This is a genomic window from Pseudomonas sp. B7(2017) (assembly GCF_002112745.1).
GTDB classification, from domain to species: Bacteria; Pseudomonadota; Gammaproteobacteria; order Pseudomonadales; family Pseudomonadaceae; genus Aquipseudomonas; species Aquipseudomonas ekonensis.
In genome coordinates, this window is the sequence record NZ_NEIP01000003.1 from 492,279 (window position 1) to 513,982 (window position 21,704).

Annotated in this window: 21 protein-coding genes and 1 tRNA gene; 15 read left to right on the plus strand and 7 right to left on the minus strand. The window is 65.2% G+C overall.

From position 1 onward, the window contains the following. Position 1 precedes the first annotated feature (1 nt). The gene (locus tag CAG29_RS08580; RefSeq protein WP_085586815.1) at positions 2–565 is read left to right on the plus strand and encodes an NUDIX hydrolase; all 564 of its coding nucleotides are present in this window, start codon (positions 2–4) and stop codon (positions 563–565) included. A 104-nt stretch (positions 566–669) separates the two neighbouring features. Here the strand turns inward: CAG29_RS08580 and CAG29_RS08585 are convergent, their stop codons facing one another. Continuing rightward, positions 670–966 (minus strand): DUF1330 domain-containing protein, encoded by a 297-nt coding sequence (locus CAG29_RS08585; RefSeq protein ID WP_085694237.1) that lies wholly within the window; start codon positions 964–966, stop codon positions 670–672. Between the two features lie 67 nt (positions 967–1,033). On the opposite strand from CAG29_RS08585, the gene ribBA reads away from it, so the two are divergent. From ribBA to CAG29_RS08610, 5 genes are all read left to right on the plus strand, one after another. Continuing rightward, positions 1,034–2,143, plus strand: a complete 1,110-nt coding sequence (gene ribBA, locus CAG29_RS08590; protein WP_085586818.1) for a bifunctional 3,4-dihydroxy-2-butanone-4-phosphate synthase/GTP cyclohydrolase II — start codon at positions 1,034–1,036, stop codon at positions 2,141–2,143. A gap of 167 nt (positions 2,144–2,310) precedes the next feature. Further along, the gene (locus CAG29_RS08595) at positions 2,311–3,336 is read left to right on the plus strand and encodes an ABC transporter substrate-binding protein (protein ID WP_085586819.1); all 1,026 of its coding nucleotides are present in this window, start codon (positions 2,311–2,313) and stop codon (positions 3,334–3,336) included. Next, the gene (locus CAG29_RS08600; protein WP_085586820.1) at positions 3,333–4,277 is read left to right on the plus strand and encodes an ABC transporter permease; all 945 of its coding nucleotides are present in this window, start codon (positions 3,333–3,335) and stop codon (positions 4,275–4,277) included. The genes CAG29_RS08595 and CAG29_RS08600 overlap by 4 nt, the downstream gene beginning before the upstream one ends. Positions 4,278–4,283: 6 nt before the next feature. After that, complete coding sequence (locus CAG29_RS08605) at positions 4,284–5,093, plus strand: ABC transporter permease (RefSeq protein WP_085586821.1); 810 nt, start codon at positions 4,284–4,286, stop codon at positions 5,091–5,093. A 17-nt stretch (positions 5,094–5,110) separates the two neighbouring features. Further along, positions 5,111–6,265, plus strand: coding sequence for an ABC transporter ATP-binding protein (locus CAG29_RS08610; protein WP_085586822.1), 1,155 nt, complete (start codon positions 5,111–5,113; stop codon positions 6,263–6,265). A 212-nt stretch (positions 6,266–6,477) separates the two neighbouring features. On the opposite strand, the gene map is transcribed toward CAG29_RS08610, so the two are convergent. Both map and CAG29_RS08620 read right to left on the minus strand, forming a co-directional pair. Further along, positions 6,478–7,275, minus strand: coding sequence for a type I methionyl aminopeptidase (gene map / locus CAG29_RS08615; protein ID WP_085633340.1), 798 nt, complete (start codon positions 7,273–7,275; stop codon positions 6,478–6,480). Then, positions 7,272–7,532 carry a ParD-like family protein gene (locus CAG29_RS08620; RefSeq protein ID WP_085640552.1) on the minus strand — a complete coding sequence of 87 codons (261 nt, stop codon included), beginning with the start codon at positions 7,530–7,532 and terminating at the stop codon, positions 7,272–7,274. The genes map and CAG29_RS08620 overlap by 4 nt, the downstream gene beginning before the upstream one ends. 203 nt (positions 7,533–7,735) lie before the next feature. Here CAG29_RS08620 and CAG29_RS08625 point away from each other — a divergent pair, with 203 nt between their 5' ends. From CAG29_RS08625 to CAG29_RS08640, 4 genes are all read left to right on the plus strand, one after another. Beyond that, on the plus strand, positions 7,736–9,112 hold the full coding sequence (locus CAG29_RS08625) for a pyridoxal-phosphate dependent enzyme (RefSeq protein WP_085586824.1): 1,377 nt from the start codon (positions 7,736–7,738) through the stop codon (positions 9,110–9,112). Continuing rightward, on the plus strand, positions 9,109–10,287 hold the full coding sequence (locus CAG29_RS08630) for a cystathionine gamma-synthase (protein WP_085656759.1): 1,179 nt from the start codon (positions 9,109–9,111) through the stop codon (positions 10,285–10,287). The genes CAG29_RS08625 and CAG29_RS08630 overlap by 4 nt, the downstream gene beginning before the upstream one ends. Positions 10,288–10,833: 546 nt before the next feature. After that, positions 10,834–11,559: a hypothetical protein gene (locus tag CAG29_RS28745; protein WP_256575739.1), complete on the plus strand. Its 726-nt coding sequence runs from the start codon at positions 10,834–10,836 to the stop codon at positions 11,557–11,559. A 192-nt stretch (positions 11,560–11,751) separates the two neighbouring features. Then, on the plus strand, positions 11,752–12,066 hold the full coding sequence (locus CAG29_RS08640; RefSeq protein WP_085586826.1) for a hypothetical protein: 315 nt from the start codon (positions 11,752–11,754) through the stop codon (positions 12,064–12,066). A 12-nt stretch (positions 12,067–12,078) separates the two neighbouring features. Here the strand turns inward: CAG29_RS08640 and CAG29_RS08645 are convergent, their stop codons facing one another. Continuing rightward, positions 12,079–13,719 carry a hybrid sensor histidine kinase/response regulator gene (locus CAG29_RS08645; protein WP_085694239.1) on the minus strand — a complete coding sequence of 547 codons (1,641 nt, stop codon included), beginning with the start codon at positions 13,717–13,719 and terminating at the stop codon, positions 12,079–12,081. 112 nt (positions 13,720–13,831) lie between these two features. Here CAG29_RS08645 and CAG29_RS08650 point away from each other — a divergent pair, with 112 nt between their 5' ends. Both CAG29_RS08650 and CAG29_RS08655 read left to right on the plus strand, forming a co-directional pair. Next, on the plus strand, positions 13,832–14,437 hold the full coding sequence (locus CAG29_RS08650; RefSeq protein ID WP_085586828.1) for a response regulator transcription factor: 606 nt from the start codon (positions 13,832–13,834) through the stop codon (positions 14,435–14,437). A 150-nt stretch (positions 14,438–14,587) separates the two neighbouring features. Next, positions 14,588–14,662, plus strand: a tRNA-Gln gene (locus CAG29_RS08655). A gap of 41 nt (positions 14,663–14,703) precedes the next feature. On the opposite strand, the gene CAG29_RS08660 is transcribed toward CAG29_RS08655, so the two are convergent. After that, positions 14,704–15,702, minus strand: a complete 999-nt coding sequence (locus CAG29_RS08660; RefSeq protein ID WP_085586829.1) for a bile acid:sodium symporter family protein — start codon at positions 15,700–15,702, stop codon at positions 14,704–14,706. Positions 15,703–15,785: 83 nt separating this feature from the next. Between CAG29_RS08660 and CAG29_RS08665 the strand changes: the two genes are divergently transcribed. Next, the gene (locus CAG29_RS08665; protein WP_085586830.1) at positions 15,786–16,574 is read left to right on the plus strand and encodes a helix-turn-helix domain-containing protein; all 789 of its coding nucleotides are present in this window, start codon (positions 15,786–15,788) and stop codon (positions 16,572–16,574) included. 138 nt (positions 16,575–16,712) lie between these two features. Continuing rightward, positions 16,713–18,425 (plus strand): amidase, encoded by a 1,713-nt coding sequence (locus CAG29_RS08670; RefSeq protein WP_085694241.1) that lies wholly within the window; start codon positions 16,713–16,715, stop codon positions 18,423–18,425. Between the two features lie 33 nt (positions 18,426–18,458). Here the strand turns inward: CAG29_RS08670 and CAG29_RS08675 are convergent, their stop codons facing one another. Beyond that, positions 18,459–19,442, minus strand: a complete 984-nt coding sequence (locus tag CAG29_RS08675) for a Dyp-type peroxidase (RefSeq protein WP_371916616.1) — start codon at positions 19,440–19,442, stop codon at positions 18,459–18,461. Positions 19,443–19,572: 130 nt separating this feature from the next. Between CAG29_RS08675 and CAG29_RS08680 the strand changes: the two genes are divergently transcribed. After that, on the plus strand, positions 19,573–20,547 hold the full coding sequence (locus CAG29_RS08680; protein ID WP_085694242.1) for a TerC family protein: 975 nt from the start codon (positions 19,573–19,575) through the stop codon (positions 20,545–20,547). A gap of 51 nt (positions 20,548–20,598) precedes the next feature. On the opposite strand, the gene CAG29_RS08685 is transcribed toward CAG29_RS08680, so the two are convergent. Continuing rightward, positions 20,599–21,699 carry a polyamine ABC transporter substrate-binding protein gene (locus CAG29_RS08685; protein ID WP_085586833.1) on the minus strand — a complete coding sequence of 367 codons (1,101 nt, stop codon included), beginning with the start codon at positions 21,697–21,699 and terminating at the stop codon, positions 20,599–20,601. Between the last annotated feature and the right edge of the window lie 5 nt (positions 21,700–21,704).

The window sequence follows — 21,704 nt, forward strand, 5'->3', positions numbered from 1 at the left end:
CATGTTCAGCCCGAGCTTTTGCCCGAAATGCGGCGGCGCCGACCTCGGTCAGCAGGTGCCGCCGGGCGATACGCACGAGCGCCTGATGTGCCGCGGCTGCGGCTACATCCACTATGTGAACCCGAAGATCATCGCCGGCTGCATCATCGAGCAGGACGGCAAATACCTTTTGTGCCAGCGGGCGATCCCGCCGCGTCCGGGCACCTGGACGCTGCCGGCAGGTTTCATGGAAAGCGGCGAGACCACCGAGCAGGCGGCGGTGCGCGAAGTCTGGGAAGAAAGCGGCGTGCGCGCCGAGATCGTCTCGCCCTACTCGATCTTCAGCGTGCCGAAGATCAGCGAGGTGTACATCATCTTCCGCGCCATCGCCCTGGAGATCACCGGCCAATACGGCCCGGAAACCCTCGACTGCCAATTCTTCGCCCCCGAAGACATCCCCTGGGACAAGATCTACTACCCGGCGATCCGCCAGATCCTCGAACGCTACATCGAAGAACGCCAGGCCGGCGTCTACGGCATCTACGTGGGCAACGACGACAGCGGCAAGATTCATTTCATCCGCTGATCGCGTCTCTCTGTAGGAGCGAGCCTGCTTGCGATGAGGCCGTCAGCCACACCATCCTCGGTGCCGGAAACACTGCCATCGCCAGCAGGCTGGCTGCCACCAGGTCAGAGTGGTGCCACGCCTTCGACGATGATGACTTCCGCCCTCGCCCATTCCTCCCGGTAGCTTTTCGCTTCCTGATACGCCGCCGAGCGATAGCACGCCACCGCCTGTTCGTAGCTGTCGAACTCAATCACCACGCTGCGCTGCGGCGTCGCCCTGCCCTCCATCGCTTCGCTGCGCCCGCCCCGGGCCAGGAAACGTCCGCCGTACTCGGCGAACGCCTTCGGCGCGCGTTGGGTGTATTGGCTGTAGCGGTCCGGGTCGGTGACATCCACATGAGCAATCCAGTAAGCCTTCATAGTGACCTCTCGGTTGAATTTGTATTATGGTATACCACAAATTTCCAACAGACACCGGGAGTCCAGCATGCCCTTCAACACTATCGAAGAAATCCTCGAAGATTACCGCCTCGGCAAAATGGTGCTGCTGGTCGATGACGAGGACCGGGAGAACGAAGGCGACCTGCTGCTGGCCGCCGACCGCTGCACGCCCGAAGCGATCAGCTTCATGGCCCGGGAGGCTCGCGGGCTGATCTGCCTGACCTTGACCGACGAACATTGCCAGCGGCTGGGCCTGGAGCAAATGGTGCCGAGCAACGGCAGCGTGTTCAGCACCGCGTTCACCGTCTCCATCGAAGCGGCGGTGGGCGTCACCACCGGGATCTCCGCCGCCGACCGCGCCCGCACCGTGGCCGCCGCGGTGGCGCCCGATGCCTGCGCCGAGGATCTGGTGCAGCCCGGCCACATCTTCCCCCTGCGCGCCCGCGAAGGCGGCGTGCTGACCCGTGCCGGGCACACCGAGGCCGGTTGCGACCTGGCACGCCTGGCCGGCTTCACGCCCGCCTCGGTGATCGTCGAGGTGATGAACGACGACGGCACCATGGCCCGCCGACCGGACCTTGAAGCCTTCGCACGAAAGCACGGGATCAAGATCGGCACCATCGCCGACCTGATCCACTACCGCCTGAGCACCGAGCACACCATCGAGCGCATCGGCGAACGCGAGCTGCCGACGGTGCACGGCACCTTCCGCCTGATCACCTTCGAGGACCGCATCGAGGGCGGCGTGCACATGGCCATGGTGATGGGCGAACTGCGCCGCGAGCAGCCGACGCTGGTGCGCGTGCATGTGATCGACCCGCTGCGCGACCTGGTCGGCGCCGAGTACAACGGGCCGCGCAACTGGACGCTGTGGGCGGCGCTGCAACGGGTCGCGGCCGAGGGCCATGGCGTGGTCGTGGTGCTGGCCAACCATGAGTCCTCCCAGGCGCTGCTGGAGCGGGTGCCGCAACTGACCCAGCCACCGCGCCAGTTCAGCCGTTCGCAGTCGCGGATCTATTCTGAAGTGGGCACCGGGGCGCAGATTCTGCAGAACCTGGGCGTCGGCAAACTGCGCCACCTCGGGCCGCCGCTGAAATATGCCGGTTTGACCGGCTACGACCTGGAAGTGGTCGAGAGCATTCCTTTCACCGAGTGACGCCGTTTGCCGGATAACCGGTACGGCAAAATGCTTGCACAAAGTTTGGAATACCATAATATGATATTCCATAGACCGGACGAGCTGACGAAGCCGTCCCTCTACTGCTCCCGACAGGCGGGCAACAACGCAAGCCCGCTGAAAAACACAACAATGAGGGCGTGAAAATGGTGTTGAACAAAGCTGCAACCGCAATCCTTCTTGCGGGACTGCTGAGCGTGACCGGCCCCGCTGCAATGGCCGCCGAAAGCGTGAACTTCGTCAGCTGGGGCGGCAGCACCCAGGATGCGCAGAAGCAGGCCTGGGCCGACCCGTTCAGCAAGGCCAGCGGCATCACCGTCGTGCAGGACGGCCCCACCGACTACGGCAAGCTCAAGGCCATGGTCGAAAGCGGCAACGTGCAGTGGGACGTGGTCGATGTCGAAGCCGACTTCGCCCTGCGCGCCGCCGCCGAAGGCCTGCTCGAACCCCTCGACTTCAAGCAGATCCAGCGCGACAAGATCGACCCGCGCTTCGTCAGCGACCACGGCGTCGGCTCGTTCTTCTTCTCCTTCGTGCTCGGCTACAACGAAGGCAAGGTCGGCGCCAACAAGCCCCAGGACTGGAGCGCCCTGTTCGACACCAAGACCTACCCCGGCAAGCGCGCCCTGTACAAATGGCCGAGCCCCGGCGTGCTGGAGCTGGCCCTGCTGGCCGACGGCGTGCCGGCGGACAAGCTCTACCCGCTGGATCTGGACCGCGCCTTCAAGAAACTCGACACCATCAAGAAAGACATCGTCTGGTGGGGAGGCGGCGCCCAGTCGCAGCAATTGCTCGCGTCCGGCGAGGCTAGCCTCGGCCAGTTCTGGAACGGCCGCACCTACGCCCTGCAGCAGGACGGCGCGCCGGTGGGCGTGAGCTGGAAGCAGAACCTGGTGATGGCCGACATCCTGGTCGTGCCGAAGGGCTCTAAGAACAAGGACGCGGCGATGAAGTTCCTGGCCAGCGCCAGCAGCGCCAAAGGCCAGGCCGACTTCTCCAACCTGACCGCCTACGCCCCGGTCAACGTCGACAGCGTGGCGCGTCTGGACTCGACGCTGGCCCCCAACCTGCCGACTGCCTACGCTAAGGATCAGATCACCCTTGATTTCGCGTACTGGGCCAAGAACGGTCCGGCCATCGCGACACGGTGGAACGAATGGCTGGTCAAATGAAAATGGCGGCCACCGCGTCCCGTCCCTCCACTGCCGCCGGGAGCGCTGCCAGCGCTGCCGGCCCGGCCCCGGTCAAGGCGAGTGCCATGGCGCAAGCCCCGTCCCTCAAACAACGCTGGCGCGGCGCCGGCAACCTGGCCCCGGCGCTGCTGTTCCTCGGCCTGTTCTTTCTCGCGCCGCTGATCGGCCTGCTGCTGCGCGGCGTGCTGGAGCCTGAGCCGGGCCTGGGCAACTACCAGCAGCTGTTCGCCAACTCGGCCTACGCGCGGGTGCTGCTCAACACCTTTTCGGTGGCCGGGCTGGTGACCCTGTTCAGCCTGCTGCTGGGCTTCCCGCTGGCCTGGGCGATCACCTTGGTGCCGCGCGGCTGGGGCCGCTGGATGCTCAACATCGTGCTGCTGTCGATGTGGACCAGCCTGCTGGCGCGCACCTACTCCTGGCTGGTGCTGCTGCAGGCCTCGGGCGTGATCAACAAGGCCCTGATGGCGATGGGCATCATCGACCAGCCGCTGGAGATGGTGCACAACCTCACCGGCGTGGTGATCGGCATGAGCTACATCATGATCCCGTTCATCGTGCTGCCGCTGCAGGCGACCATGCAGGCCATCGACCCGATGATCCTGCAGGCCGGCTCGATCTGCGGCGCCAGCCCCTGGACCAACTTCTTCCGGGTGTTCCTGCCGCTGTGCCGGCCGGGGCTGGCGTCCGGCGGGCTGATGGTGTTCGTGATGTCGCTCGGTTACTACGTCACCCCGGCGTTGCTGGGCGGGGCGCAGAACATGATGCTGCCGGAGTTCATCATTCAGCAGGTGCAGTCGTTCCTCAACTGGGGCCTGGCCAGCGCCGGCGCCGCGTTGCTGATCGTCATCACCCTGGTGCTGTTCTACTTCTACCTGAAGCTTCAGCCGGAATCCCCGGTTGGCGCCAGCAACGCGAGGTAAGCCGACATGCTCCTGACACCCAATGCCATGAGCCGCCGGATGCGCCTGGGCCTGTACGCGACGACCGGGCTGATCGGCCTGTTCCTGCTGCTGCCCATCGTGTTCATCGTGCTGCTGTCGTTCGGCTCGTCCCAGTGGCTGGTGTTCCCGCCGCCGGGCTGGACACTGAAGTGGTACGTGCAGTTCTTCTCCAATGCCGACTGGATGAGCGCGGCCATGGCCAGCCTCAAGGTCGCGGTGCTGACCACCGTCTGCGCCGTGGCCCTGGGCCTGCCGACCGCCTTCGCCCTGGTGCGCGGGCGCTTTCCCGGCCGGGAAATGCTCTACGGCCTGTTCACCCTGCCGATGATCGTGCCGCTGGTGATCATCGCCGTGGCGGTGTACGCGCTGTTCCTCAAGCTCGGCTACACCGGGACGATGTTCGCCTTCGTCGTCAGCCACGTGATCGTCGCCCTGCCGTTCACCATCATCTCGATCATCAACTCGCTGAAGCTGTTCGACCAGTCGATCGAAGACGCGGCGGTGATCTGCGGCGCCTCACGCCTGCAGGCGGTGTTCAAGGTGACGTTCCCGGCGATCCGTCCGGGCATGGTCGCCGGCGCCCTCTTCGCCTTCCTCGTCTCGTGGGACGAAGTGGTGCTGAGCGTGATGATGGCCAGCCCGACCCTGCAGACCCTTCCCGTGAAAATGTGGACCACCCTGCGTCAGGACCTGACACCCGTGATCGCCGTCGCCTCGACGCTGCTGATCGGCCTGTCGGTGCTGGTCATGGTGATCGCCGCCGCCCTGCGCCGGCGCAACGAAATCCGCGCCTGAGCGCCCAGGAGTACGACATGAGTGCCGTGATCAAAGACGCATCCCAGCAGAGCGACAAACCCCTGGTCAGCCTGCGCCACCTGAACAAGCACTACGGCGATTTCGCCGCCGTGGACAACATCTCGCTGGACATCAAGGACGGCGAATTCCTCACCTTCCTGGGCTCCAGCGGCTCGGGCAAGAGCACCACGCTGTCGATGCTCGCCGGCTTCGAGACGCCGAGCAGCGGCGAGATCCTGGTCAACGGCCAGTCGCTGGTGAACGTGCCGCCGCACAAGCGCGACATCGGCATGGTGTTCCAGCGCTACTCGCTGTTCCCGCACCTTTCGGTGCGCGACAACATCGCCTTCCCCCTGGCGATCCGCAAGCTCGCCGCCGCCGAGCGGGACAAGCGCGTCGATGCGATGCTCAAGCTGGTGCAGCTGGAGCAGTTCGCCCACCGTCGCCCTTCGCAGTTGTCCGGCGGCCAGCAGCAACGGGTCGCCATCGCCCGGGCGCTGGTCTACGAGCCGCGCATCCTGCTGATGGACGAGCCTCTCGGCGCGTTGGACAAGAAGCTGCGTGAAGACCTGCAAGACGAACTGCGCCAGCTGCACCGGCGCCTGGGCATCACCATCGTCTACGTGACCCACGACCAGGAAGAAGCCATGCGCCTGTCCCAGCGCATCGCGATCTTCAGCCACGGCAAGATCGTCGGCCTGGGCAGCGGCTACGACCTGTACCAGAACCCGCCGAACGCCTTCGTGGCGTCGTTCCTCGGCAACTCGAACTTCTTGCGGCTCAAGGCCCAGGGCAACGGGGCGGCGGATTTCGAAGGGCAAGCGCTGTCGATCCGCCTCACCGCCGGCCTGCACAGCGGGCAGGACGTGCTGCTGATGGTGCGCCCGGAAAAGGCCCTGGCATTGAGCGTGCAGCAAGCGGTCAACGAACCGCTGGCCGCCGGCTGGAACGAGGTGTCGGCCAAGGTGGTGGAGGTGCTGTTCCTCGGCGAAAGCCAGACGTGCAGCGTGGTCACACCGGGCGGCACCGCAATGACGGTCAAGGCCCTGTCCGCTGCCGGCATGCCGCTCAAGGCCGGCGATCCGGTGCAGGTGCGCTGGGCCACGGCGGACGCCTGCGTGTACACCGAATGGGCGGAAAGCGACTTGAACAAGGCGGCCGGCGCTCACTGAGCCCGGCATCGCCACAAGAGATCCCTGCACACCACAGAACCTGTGGGAGCTGCGGTGCGACGACTCGACTTGCCAGCGATGAGGCCGGCACTGCCGACATCCATGTTGCCTGGCCCACCGCCATCGCGGGCAAGCCCGCTCCCACAGGGATCGCGGCGTCTAGGAAATGTCACCTTCGGGCCGGCATCGCGTCGGGCGGTGCCGGCCCTTTTTTACGACCGAAGGATCGGCGAAAACCCTGCGATCTCGTCCGGCCACGCCGTCAGCACTTCGAAGCCGTCCTCGGTCACCGCCACCATGTGCTCCCACTGCGCCGAGAGCGACTGGTCCTTGGTCACCACGGTCCAGCCGTCGGCCAGGCTTTTCACATGGCGCTTACCGGCGTTGAGCATCGGTTCGACGGTGAAGATCATCCCCGCCTTCAGCTTCAGGCCCTGGTTCGGATGCCCGTAGTGCAGCACCTGCGGCTCATCGTGATAGACCTTGCCGATGCCGTGCCCGCAGTACTCGCGCACTACGCTGAAGCCTTCCCGCTCCGCCAGGCTCTGGATCGCGAAGCCAATGTCGCCCAGGGTCGCGCCCGGGCGCACGGCGCGGATGCCGGCGCACATGGCGTCGTAGGTGGTCTTGATCAGATGCCGGGCCTCGGGCGTCGGCTCGCCGACCACGTACATGCGGCTGGTGTCGCCGAACCAGCCGTCCTTGATCACCGCGATGTCGAGGTTGACGATGTCGCCGTCCTTCAGCTTGCGGCCCGACGGAATGCCGTGACACACGACCTCGTTGACCGACGCGCACACCGTCTTCGGGAAACCGTGATAACCGACGTTGGCGGGAATCGCCTTCTGCACGTTGACGATATAGTCGTTGCACAGACGGTCGAGGTCGTCGGTGGAGACCCCGGCCTTGACGTGGGGCACCAGCATGGCCAGCACTTCGGCGGCCAAACGGCCCGCCTCCCGCGATTGGGCGATGTCGGCGGCGGTGTTGATCTTGATCGGGTTTCTCATGCTTCGGTCCTCTGCGCAGACGAGGCCGCAGACGAGGCATCCGCCAACGTGCACAGACGCTGCAGATCGAGACCGCCCGCCTGCTCGGCGCGGATCAGCAAGCGGCAGATGGCGCTGTGATCCAGGTTGGGGTGCAGCTCGGCAAGCATGCCGATGCGCATCCAGTGCTCGGCCTGTGCGTTGATCGAACGGCTGAGCGCGCTGCTGGAGATGCGCAGGTTCTCGTGCATGTCCTCGGAGATTTTTACGATGCCCACGGCAATACCTGATATGAAATGCATATGGAACGTATATTAGCGGCGTTCGAACGAAAACCGCAATCGGACCTTGCCGCACCCACGCCCCAAACCATTGGCCCAACCAGCGAAAGGTTGCGGCGCAGACCATCCGGGCCTATGTTGCATGCGAGCTTGTTCCCCGCGAATGGATCGCGATCAATCACCACAAACGAGGTGAAGAGATGTCAAAGGATTCACGCCCTGCAGTGCTTGGGCTGATAGGCAACACACCGCTGGTTCGTGTCACCCGCTTCGACACCGGGCCGTGCACGCTGTTTCTCAAACTCGAATCGCAGAACCCCGGCGGATCGATCAAGGACCGCATCGGTCTGGCCATGATCGACGCCGCCGAACGCGACGGCCGCCTCCAGCCCGGCGGCACCATCGTTGAGGCCACCGCCGGCAACACCGGCCTGGGCCTGGCCCTGGTGGGCCGCGCCAAAGGCTACCGGGTGGTGCTGGTGGTGCCGGACAAGATGTCCACCGAAAAGGTCCTGCACCTCAAGGCCATGGGCGCCGAAGTGCACATCACCCGCTCCGACGTCGGCAAGGGCCACCCCGAGTACTACCAGGACGTCGCCGCACGCCTGGCCAAGGACATTCCCGGCGCCTTCTTCGCCGACCAGTTCAACAACCCCGCCAACCCGCTGGCCCACGAATGCAGCACCGCCCCGGAAATCTGGGCGCAGACCGAACATGATCTGGACGCCATCGTCGTCGGCGTCGGCTCCGCCGGCACGCTCACCGGCCTGACCCGGTTCTTCCAGCGCGTGCAGCCGGACCTTGAAATGGTGCTGGCCGACCCGGTCGGCTCGGTGATGGCCGAATACAGCCGCAGCGGCCACCTCGGCACCGCCGGTTCCTGGGCGGTGGAAGGCATCGGCGAGGACTTCATCCCGTCGATCTCCGACCTCTCCAGCGTGCGCCACGCCTATTCCATCAGCGACGAAGAAAGCTTTGACCACGCCCGCCAACTGCTGCGGGTCGAAGGCATTCTCGGCGGTTCCTCCACCGGCACCCTGTTCGCCGCCGCGCTGCGCTACTGCCGCGAGCAGACCGAACCGAAACGGGTGGTCAGCTTCGTCTGCGACACCGGCACCCGCTACCTGTCCAAGGTCTACAACGATCAGTGGATGAACGATCAGGGCCTGCTGGCGCGCAAGCGCTACGGCGACCTGCGCGACCTGGTGGCCCGACGTTTCGAGGACGGCCGGGTGATCAGCGTCGGCCCGGAAGACACCCTGCTCACGGCCTTCCAGCGCATGCGCCTGGCCGATGTGTCGCAACTGCCCGTCCTGGTCGAAGGCCGCCAGCTGGTCGGTGTGATCGATGAATCCGACATCCTGCTCGGCGTCCATGAGGACGCTGCGCATTTTCGCAAGACCGTCGCCAGCGCGATGACCGACAAGCTGCAGACCCTGGCGCCGAACGCCGACCTGGCCGAGCTGGAGAAGGTCCTCAACCGCGGCCTGGTGGCGATCATCGCCGACGCCTCGGGCTTCCATGGCCTGATCACCCGCGTCGACATGCTCAACCAACTACGGAGATCCCTGGCATGAGCCAGCACGATGAAAACGCCCCGCCACGGGGCTTCGCCACCCGCGTGATCCACGCCGGGCAAACGCCGGACCCGACCACCGGGGCGCTGATGCCGCCGATCTACGCCAACTCCACCTACCTGCAGGACAGCCCCGGTGTGCACAAGGGCTTCGACTACGGCCGCTCGCACAATCCGACCCGGTTCGCCCTGGAGCGCTGCGTGGCGGACCTGGAGGGCGGCACCCGGGCGTTCGCCTTCGCCTCGGGCCTGGCGACCATTTCCACGGTGCTCGAACTGCTTGAGGCCGGCTCGCACGTCGTGTCGGGCAACGACCTGTACGGCGGCACGTTCCGCCTGTTCGACAAGGTGCGCCAGCACAGCGCCGGACACCGTTTCACCTATGTCGACCTGAGCGACCTGTCGGCCTTCGAAGCGTCGCTGCAGGACGACACCCGCATGGTCATCGTCGAGACCCCGACCAACCCGTTGCTGGGTCTGGTCGACCTCGCGGCCATCGCCCGCACCTGCCGGGCGCGGGGCATCCTGTGCGTGGCCGACAACACGTTCGCCAGCCCGTACATCCAGCGTCCGCTGGAGCTGGGCTTCGACATCGTGCTGCACTCGACCACCAAGTACCTCAACGGTCACTCCGACGTGATCGGCGGCATCGCCGTGGTCGGGCAGAACGCGGAACTCGCCGAGCGCCTGGGCTTCCTGCAGAACGCGGTCGGCGCGATCGCCGGGCCGTTCGACGCGTTCCTCACCCTGCGCGGCGTGAAGACCCTGGCGCTGCGCATGGAGCGCCATTGCAGCAACGCCCTGGAACTGGCGCAGTGGCTGGAGCGCCAGCCGCAGGTCAAGCGCGTCTATTACCCGGGCCTGCCGTCGCACCCGCAGCATGAACTGGCGAAACGGCAGATGCGCGGTTTCGGCGGGATGATCTCCCTGGACGTGAACAGCGACCTGGCCGGCGCCCGACGCTTCCTGGAGAACGTGAAGATCTTCGCCCTGGCCGAAAGCCTCGGCGGCGTGGAAAGCCTGATCGAGCACCCGGCGATCATGACCCACGCCACCATCCCGGCAGAGACCCGCGCGCGGCTGGGCATCGGCGACACGCTGGTGCGCCTGTCCGTGGGCGTGGAAGAGGTCGAGGACCTGCGCGCCGACCTGGCGCAGGCGTTGGCGAAGATATAGGCCCAGAAACGTCAAAGCCCGCACAAGGCGGGCTTTGGTGTTCGAGTAGGCGGCCAGTGCTGGTCTCTGGCTTACGAGGTTTATCAGGACTCCCACAGTACAGGCAATGTGCTCTGCTGCTTCACACGGCGTAAGGGCTGGATCCCAGCGCGGGGATCTTTCTAACCGTGTACCCTTCGGAACGCGCCCAACGCTTCCTCGCTATCCGCTTGCGCATCAGTCTGCGTGTTCGCCTACACCTATGAGCCTAGCAAAGGCTTTGAAATCCGAAACGCCCTTTTTAGACCGATTTCCTTCTAGCGCCCGCGCGCAAGGACGTTAACCGACTATCGCCCCGGGCCGAGCGGCCTCCGTCGCCGACGATTGGCCGACTATACTTTTCAGTTCGCTAACGAAGTTTCATGCAGTACGTCGACACCCGTGCACCTGGCGGTGCGCCCGTGCCAATCGCCAATCTGGTTAACCCCGGGCCAACGAGCCCTGCCGCCGGTGCAGCCGACGGACGCCGCTCGGACGCGTTGTGGCTGATGGGTCGTGGAGAAGATCATGAAACACAAGCTTTTGACAGGCGTCGTTCTTGCGGTGGCCGCAACGGTGGTGGTGCCGGTGGCCTGGGCGGCGCAGCCGCAGGCGTTGGCGTCCGATGGCTCGGATCATGTCGGTGCGGGTGCCGTTGCCTCTGACGGTTCTGACCATGTCGGCGCGGGCGCTGTGGCTTCCGACGGCTCCGACCATGTCGGCGCAGGCGCTGTGGCTTCCGACGGCTCCGATCATGTAGGCGCGGGCGCTGTGGCCTCCGACGGTTCCGACCACGTCGGCGCAGGCGCTGTGGCTTCCGACGGCTCCGATCATGTAGGCGCGGGCGCTGTGGCCTCCGACGGTTCCGATCATGTCGGCGCAGGCGCTGTGGCTTCCGATGGCTCTGACCACGTCGGCGCAGGCGCCGTGGCTTCCGATGGCTCTGACCACGTCGGCGCGGGCGCCGTGGCTTCCGACGGTTCCGATCATGTCGGCGCGGGCGCTGTGGCTTCCGATGGCTCTGACCACGTCGGCGCGGGCGCTGTGGCCTCCGACGGTTCCGATCATGTCGGCGCAGGCGCTGTGGCTTCCGACGGTTCCGACCATGTCGGTGCAGGCGCCCTGGCCGCCGATGGCGCGGACAAGGTCGGCGCCAACCGGCTGGCCTACTCCCGCGTCGGCGTCGGCTCCGACCGGGTCGCCTCGGCGCTCATGACCGGCAGCTATTCCGACCAGTTCAACAGCCCTCAATAACCGGCCCAGCCAGGTAAAACGGGCGGTCCCATCCGACCGCCCGTTTCGTCCCCGCTAGCACATTTGTGCTAATGACCGCTGCGTCGCCCGGCGCTATAGTCCCCGCAACCCCCGACGCTTCCCCACACGGCCCTTGCACCGTGCACGGCACCGTCGCGCCCGGAAAAAGAACAACACCAAGGAAGACACACCATGAAACTGCACTCACGCCTCTGCAAACTCGCCGTCATCGGCGCCCTGCTGGCCGGCGCCGCCGGTTGCCAGACCGCCAAACCCACCGAAGACAGCATGAAGGAACGGGCCCAGACCGTGATCGGCCAGCCCGTCACCAAGATCGCCAACGTGCGCAGCGACAGCACCCTCACCTATTACACGGCCTACACCGCCGGCGGCGAGTACAACTGCGAGCTGCCCAGCGGCGCGATCGTCGCCGTGGCCAGCATGGGGATCATGTCGCCGCCGCTGACCTGCCTGCCCAAAGGCGCCTCGCCGATCCCGTACCGGTAACCGGATCCGCCCTCACGCCAGGCTGTCGCTGCCGGCGCCCACCGGCTCGTCCCGCCGCTCGCGCAGCGCACGCAAGGTCGCGCGCAGCTCGGCCGGACGCACCGGTTTTGACAGGATGGCGATCCGACGGTCATGCAGCGCCGCCTGGATTTTCTCGATGTCATGCCCGGTGATGATCATCGCCGGCACCGCCTGACCGCGCTGCCGGCGAATGTCGTCGATGCACTCGATGCCGGTGCCGTGGGCTCCCAGGTCGTAGTCGGCGACGATGATGTCGCAGTCCGTCACCAGCCCCTGCCCCGTCGTCTCGGCCTGCACCACGCATCCCCAACGCTCCAGCAACGCCGACGTGGCCAGCAGCACGTTGCGGTCATCCTCCACCAGACACACTTTCAGCCCGGTCAGCATGCCCGCCTGACGCGCCTCATCGCGCACCGCCGGCAACGCAGGCGCCGTCGCCAACGGCAATCCGAACAGGGTCACCGCCGTGCCATGCCCGAGCCGCGAGCGCAGCGTCACCCCGACACCGATCAGTTGCCCCAACCGTTTGACGATCGACAGCCCCAGCCCCACGCCCTCCACATCCTTGTCCCGTAACTGGCGAACCCGGTAGAACTCCTCGAAGACCTTCGGCAGATGTTCCTCGGCGATGCCGTTGCCGCGGTCGTACACGACGATGGCCAGCCCGCCGGCACGCTTGCGCACGCCGATCAGCACCGGCCGGTGCGCACCGTACTTGAAGCAGTTGGACAGGACGTTCTGCACCATGGTCGCCAGCAGCGCCGGGTCGGTGCGAACCCAGTGCCGGGACGGACGCAGGCGCAGTTCCACGCCGGCCCAGCGTGCGGCTTCGGCGTTCTGGCGGATCAGGTCGGCCAGCCATTCGCCCAGTTCGAACGTCTGGAGCTTGGGCTGGATCCGCCCGTTGTCGAGGGTGTAGAGGTCGAGGATCGAACGGAACAGCTGCGAGACGTTGAGCAGCGAACGGTCGATGTTGTCCACCAGCCGGCGCTCTTCGTCACCCAGGCGGGACTCGCGCAGGCACGCGGTGAACAGGCCGATGGAGTGGATCGGCTGGCGCAGGTCGTGGCTGGCCTGGGCCAGGAACCGCGACTTCTCCAGATTGGCCGCGACCGCCTCTTCCGACGCCTTGCGCGTGCGTTCCAGCAGCAGGTGCGCATAGAACGGAATCACCGTGCTGGTGATCATCAGCATCAGCACCATGAACGGCTGCGCCTGCCACACCGGCGTCAGGCTGTACACCACGACCAGCGCCGCCAACGCCAGCGCCGTGGCGATCGCCAGGTAGCGCGAGCCGTAGCGCATGCCGTTGCCCAGGTTGACCCAGACCATTACCGCATACAGCGGCAACGCGGTGGCGCCGCCCATCACCAGCCCGAACGAGGTGCCGGTGTAGTCGTTGACCATGCCGAAGATCCGCCGCGCCGGATAATGCCCGGGCCAACGCACAATGGCCTGGCGCAGCACCGCCGAGGCCAGCAGGAACACGCTGATGTAAGCGATGATCGGCAGGTAGGTGTCCACCCGCTGCCCCGGCAGAAAGCCCAGCACGCTGATGTAGGCCAGGGCCACGCTCGCCAGAATGATGCGCAGGTTGGCCTGGTCGAGCTCGGTGTTCTTTTCGAACTTCATGGGAACGTCCTTGTGCGGCAGTCGTCAGATCCAGCACGAACCAACAGGCAACGCCTTTGCCCGGTGCTAAGGTGCAAGCCAACGGAACGCCAGACCCAGGGAGGGTGCAGCCATGGCTTGCCGAATCATCATAGCCGACGATCACCCGCTGTTTCGCGAAGCGCTGCTGCGCACCGTCCAGCGCCTGTTGCCCGAGGCCGCCGTCGACGAGGCAGGCGATTTCGAGGCCGTGCAGCGCTTGCTCCGGTCAGGCGACGAGCCGGACACACTGATCCTCGACCTGCGCTTTCCCGGCCTGACCAGCCTCGACCAATTGGCGCAACTGCGCCTGCAATGGCCGCGCACCACATTGATCGTGGTGTCGATGGTGGACGACGAAACGCTGATCGGCGAAGTGATGGCCGCCGGGATCGACGGCTTCATCGGCAAGAACATCGCCCCGGACGAGATCGGCCAGGCGATCCTGGCCATCCGCGAGGGTGAAGTGCTGGTCAGGTTTGCGCCTTCGGGCCTGTTGCCGCTGGAATCCGGCACGGCGTTGACCGCCCGTCAGCAGGAAGTGCTGCGGCTGATCGCCCAAGGCAAGACGAACAAGGAAATCGCCCGGGAACTCGATATATCTCCGTTTACCGTGCGCATTCATGTGTCTTCGTTGCTGCGCACGCTGAACGTCCCCTCCCGTGCCGCTGCGGCGGTGAAATACTCGGGGACGCTGTAGGAAAAGCGGCGAAATGAGCCGTCACGGGCGGCGCAAAAAAGATAACAGGCTGTTTTCCAAGAAAATTATTTCGTTCGGGGCTTCCCAGACGGAAAAAATGTTGTTAAATTTCGCGCACTTTCCGGGAAGCCAGACAGGCCAACCGAATACAGGGGCGTCGCCAAGCGGTAAGGCAGCAGGTTTTGATCCTGCCATGCGTTGGTTCGAATCCAGCCGCCCCTGCCATTTTCTTCCTCGTTTCACCCTCCCTTACTTAGCCAACTCCCTTATGGATCCACCTGAGCCATCAGTTCAGGAATCGACTCCGGCCGTTTGGCATATCGCTGCGCCAGCACTGCACACACCATCAACTGAATCTGATGAAACAGCATCAGCGGCAGGATCAGCACGCCGATCGTGCTGCCGGCGAACAGCACCTGGGCCATCGGCACACCGGTTGCCAGGCTCTTCTTCGAACCGCAGAACAGAATGGTGATGCGGTCTTCCTGGCTGAAGCCGAACGCCTTGCCCAGCACCGTGGACGCCAGCAGCACCAGCGCCAGCAGGATGCAGCACACCACCACCAGCCCGAACAGGTCCAGCACCGGGATCTGATGCCAGATGCCTTCGTTCACCGCCTCGCTGAAGGCGCCGTAGACCACCAGCAGGATCGAACCCTGATCGACGAACTTGAGCCAATGCTTGTTGCGCCCGACCCAGGCACCGATCCAGCGCCGGGCGATCTGTCCGGCGATGAACGGCAACAGCAGTTGCACGCTGATCTTCACGATGGCATCGAGGGTCGAACCGCCGTCACCATGGACGTTCAACAGTAGCGTCACCAAAAGCGGCGTCAGGAAGATCCCGAACAGGCTGGAGGCCGCCGCACTGCAGATCGCCGCCGGAATGTTGCCCCGGGCCAGCGAAGTGAACGCAATCGCCGATTGCACCGTGGCCGGCAGCGCGCACAGATAGAGCATGCCCATGTACAGGTTGTCGCCGATCAGCGGCGACAGCAGCGGCTTGAGCGCCAGGCCCAGCAACGGGAACAGCACGAACGTCAGGCCGAACACCAGCAAATGCAGGCGCCAGTGGCCGGCGCCGGCGATGATCGACTCCCGCGAAAGCTTGGCGCCATGCAGAAAGAACAGCAGCGCGATGGCGATGTTGGTCAGCCAGCCGAAGCCGACCGCGACCTGGCCGCTGGCGGGCAGGAAACTGGCCAGCAGCACCACGCCGATCAGGGTCAGGGTGAAGTTGTCGGGTAACAAGCGTGGGCGGGTCATAAGCGGTCTTCCGGGGGTTGCCAGTACGTGAAGGCGACTCTAACGTGATCGGCAATGACCGACTAACGCCGAAGAGCCCACAGATGCCGCCTAAAGGACACGACAAAAGCGTCAGACGCAGCATTCCCGGCCTGCCCAGCCTGCCGCGACCGCTCTACGGCCGTACCGAATCGCTGCCCAACCGCGCCCTCACCCGCCGCCACAGCCACCCGTGGGTGCAGTTGTCTTATGCGATCCAGGGCGTGCTGGAAGTGCAGACCGCCGCCGGGCGCTTCGTCGCCCCGCCGGAGCGGGCGGTGTGGATCCCGGCCGGCGTGCCGCATCGGGTGTTCAGTTCGCCGCACACGGAAATGCGCAGCCTGTACATCGATTGCAGCGTCGCAGGCCGGGCGGCGCAACGGTGTCATGTGCTGGCCGTGAACGACTTGCTGCGCGAGCTGATCCGCACCTTCAGCGGCGTGCCGGTGGAGTACGACCTGGACGGCCCCCACGGTCGGCTCGCTCAGGTGATCCTCGACCAGTTGGCCGAAGCCCCGCAAATCGACCTGATGCTGCCACTGCCCCAGGACAGCCGCTTGCAGCAGATCTATCGCAGCCTTGAGCAGCATCCCGATCAGTCGACCACGCTGCAGCACTGGAGCGACCGATTCGGCGTCACCGAAAAGACCCTCAGCCGCCTGTTCCTGCGCGACACCGGCCTGACCTTCCGGGCCTGGCGCCAGCGCCTTCGCCTGCTCGGCGCCCTGACGCCGCTGGAACGGGGCGAACGGGTCACCGATGTGGCGCTGGCCTGCGGCTATGATTCAACTTCGGCCTTCATCGCCGCGTTCCGGCAACAGTTCGGAGAGACGCCCGGTGAATTTTTTCGATGATAAATGCCGATATTTATCGAATTTGAATACCCCATCCGCATCACTTCAGGGTAGAGTCTCGCTCATCAAGGATTCTTGACACCGTGCCACGATAACCATGACGAACAACCCATCTGAGAACCTGTCGGCGGTAACAGCATGATCGAAGTCACTGAAGTTTCCATTGCCCAATTGCGCGCAGCCCTGGAATCGGGCGAGACCACCGCGGTCGAGCTGGTGCAGGCTTATCTCGCGCGGATCGACGCCTACGACGGCCCGCAGACCGCCACCGCCCTCAACGCCGTGGTGGTGCGCAACCCTGAAGCCCTGAAGGAAGCAGAGGCCTCCGACGCCCGCCGCGCCGCCGGCAAGACCCTCGGCCCGCTGGACGGCATCCCCTACACCGCCAAGGACAGCTACCTGGTCAAGGGCCTGACCGCCGCGTCCGGCAGCCCGGCCTTCGCCGACCTGGTCGCCCACCGCGATGCGTTCACCATCGAACGCCTGCGCGCCGCCGGGGCGATCTGCCTGGGCAAGACCAACATGCCGCCGATGGCCAACGGTGGGATGCAGCGCGGCGTCTACGGCCGCGCCGAAAGCCCGTACAACGCCGCTTATCTGACCGCTCCCTTCGCCTCCGGCTCGTCGAACGGCGCCGGCACTGCCACCGCCGCCAGCTACTCGGCGTTCGGCCTGGCCGAGGAAACCTGGTCGAGCGGCCGCGGCCCGGCCTCCAACAACGGCCTGTGCGCCTACACACCGTCGCGCGGGGTGATTTCGGTGCGCGGCAACTGGCCGCTGACGCCGACCATGGACGTGGTCGTGCCCTACGCCCGCACCATGGCCGACCTGCTGGAAGTGCTCGACGTGGTGGTGGCCGAAGACACCGACACCCGCGGCGACCTGTGGCGCCTGCAGCCGTGGGTGCCGATCCCGAGCGTGGCCTCGGTGCGTCCAGCCTCCTACGCGGAACTGGCCGTCGGCGCTGCGGCCCTGGCCGGCAAGCGCCTGGGCGTGCCGCGCATGTACATCAACGCCGACGCCGAGGTCGGCACCAGCGAAGCGCCCGGCATCGGTGGCCCGACCGGCCAACGCATCAACACCCGCCCTTCGGTGATCGACTTGTGGAACCAGGCGCGCAAGGCGCTGGAAGCCGCCGGCGCCGAAGTGATCGAGGTGGACTTCCCGCTGGTGTCCAATTGCGAAGGCGACCGCCCGGGCGCGCCGACCGTGTTCAACCGCGGGATCGTGTCCAAGGAGTTCATGCACGACGAGCTGTGGGATCTGTCGGCCTGGGCGTTCGATGATTTCCTGCGGGCCAACGGCGATCCGAAACTCAACCGCCTGGCGGACGTCGACGGGCCGAAGATCTTCCCCCACGATCCGGGCACCCTGCCCAACCGCGAAGGCGACCTGGCCGCCGGCATGGACGAATACGTGCGCATGGCCGAGCGCGGCATCAAGCCGTGGGACCAGATCCCGACCCTGCCCGACGGCCTGCGCGGCCTGGAGCAGACCCGCAAGCTCGACCTCGAAGACTGGATGGACCGCCTCGGCCTCGACGCCGTGCTGTTCCCGACCAACGCCGACGTCGGCCCGGCGGACGCGGACGTCAACCCGGCGTCGGCGGACATCGCCTGGAGCAACGGCATCTGGGTCGCCAACGGCAACCTCGCCATCCGTCACCTCGGCGTGCCGACCGTGACCGTGCCGATGGGTGTCATGGCGGACATCGGCATGCCGGTGGGCCTGACCTTCGCCGGCCGCGCCTACGACGACTCGACGCTGCTGCGCCTGGCCGCGGCGTTTGAGGCAACCGGCTCGAAACGTCTGGTGCCGCCGCGTACGCCAGCCCTGGCGACCGGCAAGTAAGAAAAAAGGCGGGATCATTCGATCCCGCCTTTTTTATCGCTCCGCCAACGCCTCCAGCAGATCCGCCGAAGGCACAAAGAACAGGCTGCCGGTGACCGCCGTGCTGAAGTCCAGCAACCGATCGTAGTTGCCGGGCGGCTTGCCGACGAACATGTTTTCCAGCATCAGCTCCAGCGGCTCCGGCGAACGCGCGTAGCCGATGAAGTAAGTACCGAACTCCCCCGCGCCGGGCCGACCGAACGGCATGTTGTCGCGCAGGATCTTCACCTCTTCGCCATCCTTAGTGATTGTCGTCAGCGCGCTGTGGGAATTGCTCGGCTTGACCGAATCGTCCAGCTCGATATCGGACAGTTTGGTGCGACCGATCACCCGCTCCTGGGCCTCGACCGACAACTCGTTCCACGCCTTCATGTTGTGCAGGTACTTCTGCACCAGCACATAACTGCCACCGCTGAACGCCTGATCTTCATCGCCCACGAGGGCGAAATGCTCGGCTTTGCGGCCGACCGGGTTTTCCGTGCCATCGACAAACCCGATGATGCTGCGCATATCGAAATAACGGAAACCCTGCACTTCGTCGGTCACCGTCACGGCGCCGTCCAGCGCGGACATCAACTGCGTCGCCAGCTCGAAACACAGATCCATCTGGTCGGCCCGAATGTGCAGCAGCAGGTCTCCCGGCGTGGAAACGGCACGCCGCCCTTCTACACCGAACTCACGAAAACCGTGCAAGGACGCCGGGCGCGGACCGCCGAACAGACGATCCCAGGCGTTGGAGGAAAACCCGCAGACGCAAGACAGGTTGCCCGAGGGAACGCGCTTGCCGACCGAGCGCGTCAGCCCCGCGACGTCGGCGCACCAACCGCGCACGGTCTCGGCGGCCTCAGCCCCGGCGTTGAGGGTCGCCACGATGAATATGGCGGCGCTGGTGATCGGGCTGCAGACGGCTTGAGGATCTGGCGTGTCGATGATCTTGGCTCCCGGAGTGGTGGACTGGCTCGACAGCGAGGTTAGCAAAGAAGTGTTGTATTCCGACACTTCGCTATTTACGAACAATACCCACGAAATAAACGATTTTTCTTTCTCGGAAGGCTCCTACTAGCATGGCCCCGTCCACCCCGAAAAACATAAAGACAGGGAGAACGGCATGCAACCCATCAACATCGGCGAGCCCTGGATGTGGGGCGCCTTCATTGTCTTCGTCCTCGCCATGCTGGCCCTGGACCTGTTCGTGTTCGGCGGGCGCAAGGCCCATCGGGTGTCGGTGCGCGAAGCCTCAGGCTGGGTGATCGCCTGGTGCGCACTGGCGCTGGCCTTCGCCGGACTGCTCTGGTGGTACCTGAACGGCGAGTTCGGCCCTGAAATCGCCAAGGTCAAAACCCTGGAGTTCCTCACCGGTTACCTGATCGAGCAATCGCTGTCGATCGACAACATGTTCGTGTTCGTGATGATCTTCGGCTACTTCGCCGTGCCGCCGGAGCTGCAGCGTCGGGTGCTGCTGTACGGCGTGCTCGGGGCCATCGTGATGCGCGCGGCGATGATCTTCGCCGGCGTGTGGCTGGTGTCGCAGTTCGCCTGGCTCTTGTATGTGTTCGGCGCATTCCTGATCGTCACCGGGATCAAGATGCTGATGTTCGCCGAGCACCAGCCGGATCTGGACAAGAACCCGCTGCTGCGCTGGGTGCACGGGCATCTGCGCATCACCGACGGGTTTCACGGCGAGCGCTTTTTCGTGGTGCGGAACGGCGTGCGCTGGGCCACGCCGATGTTCCTGGTGCTGGTGCTGATCGAGGCCAGCGACCTGATGTTCGCGGTCGACAGCATCCCGGCGATCTTCGCCGTCACCACCGACCCGTTCATCGTATTCACCTCGAACATCTTCGCGATCATGGGCCTGCGGGCGCTGTATTTCCTGCTGGCGGACATGGCCGACCGCTTCCATCTGCTCAAGTACGGCTTGGCGCTGGTGCTGGTGTTCATCGGCGGCAAGATGACGCTCATGCCGTGGTTCCACATGCCGGTGGAATGGTCGCTGGCGGTGGTGGGCGGGGTGATCCTGCTGTCGGTGGTCTTGAGCCTGATCGTCAGCCGGAACAAGGCTGCCGAGCCGGATGCCCGCTGATTCGCGTTGCGGTGAGGGCGTTTGCTCCCTCACCACACGCAAGCCCCGCTCTTACTTGTCGGACTTGATGCTCGTCCACACCCGCGTGCGCACCCGCTCCAGCTTCTGCGGCAGCGGCTGCACCACGTAGAGCTTCGCCAGCGCCGCCGGGGTCGGCGTCAGGTTGGGGTTTTCGGTGATGTCCTTGTTGATCAGGGCCATCGAATCCTTGTTGGCGTTCGGGTAGCCGAGGAAATCGCTGATCGGCGCGATCACCTTGGGATCGAGCAGGTTGTTCAGGAACTCATGGGCCTCGGCCACGTTCTGCGCGCTCTTCGGAATGGCGAACGTGTCGAACCAGATCGGCGCGCCCTCCTTCGGCAGGCGCCAGTCGACCACCACGCCGTTGCCCGCCTCCTTCGCCCGGTTGCCGAACTGATAGAAGCTGCCCGAGTAGCCGATGGCCACGCAGATGTCGCCGTTGGCGATGTCGGTCATGTACTTCGCCGAGTTGAAGTAGGTGACATACGGCCGAACCTTCAGCATCAGCGCCTTAGCCTTTTCGTAGTCATCCGGATTCTGGCTGTTCGGGTCCAGCCCCAAATAATGCAGGGCCAGCGGCAGGATCTCCGACGGCGAATCGAGCATCGCCACGCCGCAGGACTTGAGCTTCTCCATGTTCTCGGGCTTGAACACCAGATCCCAGCTGTCCACCGGCGCATTCTCACCCAGCGCGGCCTTGACCTTGGCCGGGTTGAAGCCAATCAGCACCGTGCCGTACATGTAGGGCACGCCGTACTGGTTGCCCGGGTCGTTGGCGTCCAGCAGCTTGAGCAGCGCCGGATCCTGGTGTTGCCAGTTCGGCAATTTGGACTTGTCGAGCTTCTGGAACACGCCGGCCTTGATCTGGGTGTCGAGGAACTGGTTCGACGGCACCACCAGGTCGTAGCCGGAGTTGCCGGTCAGCAGTTTCGCCTCCAGGGATTCGTTGGTGTCGAAGGTGTCCCAGGTCACTTTGATCCCGCTGTTGGCGGCGAAATCCTTGGGCACGGACGGCAGGATGTAGTCCGCCCAGTTGTAGACCCGCAATTCGCGCTGTTCGGCCTGGACGGCGCTGGCCAGCAGCGTCAGCCCGCACACGGTGGCGCCCAGCATGCGTTTGATCGTGACCATGGTTG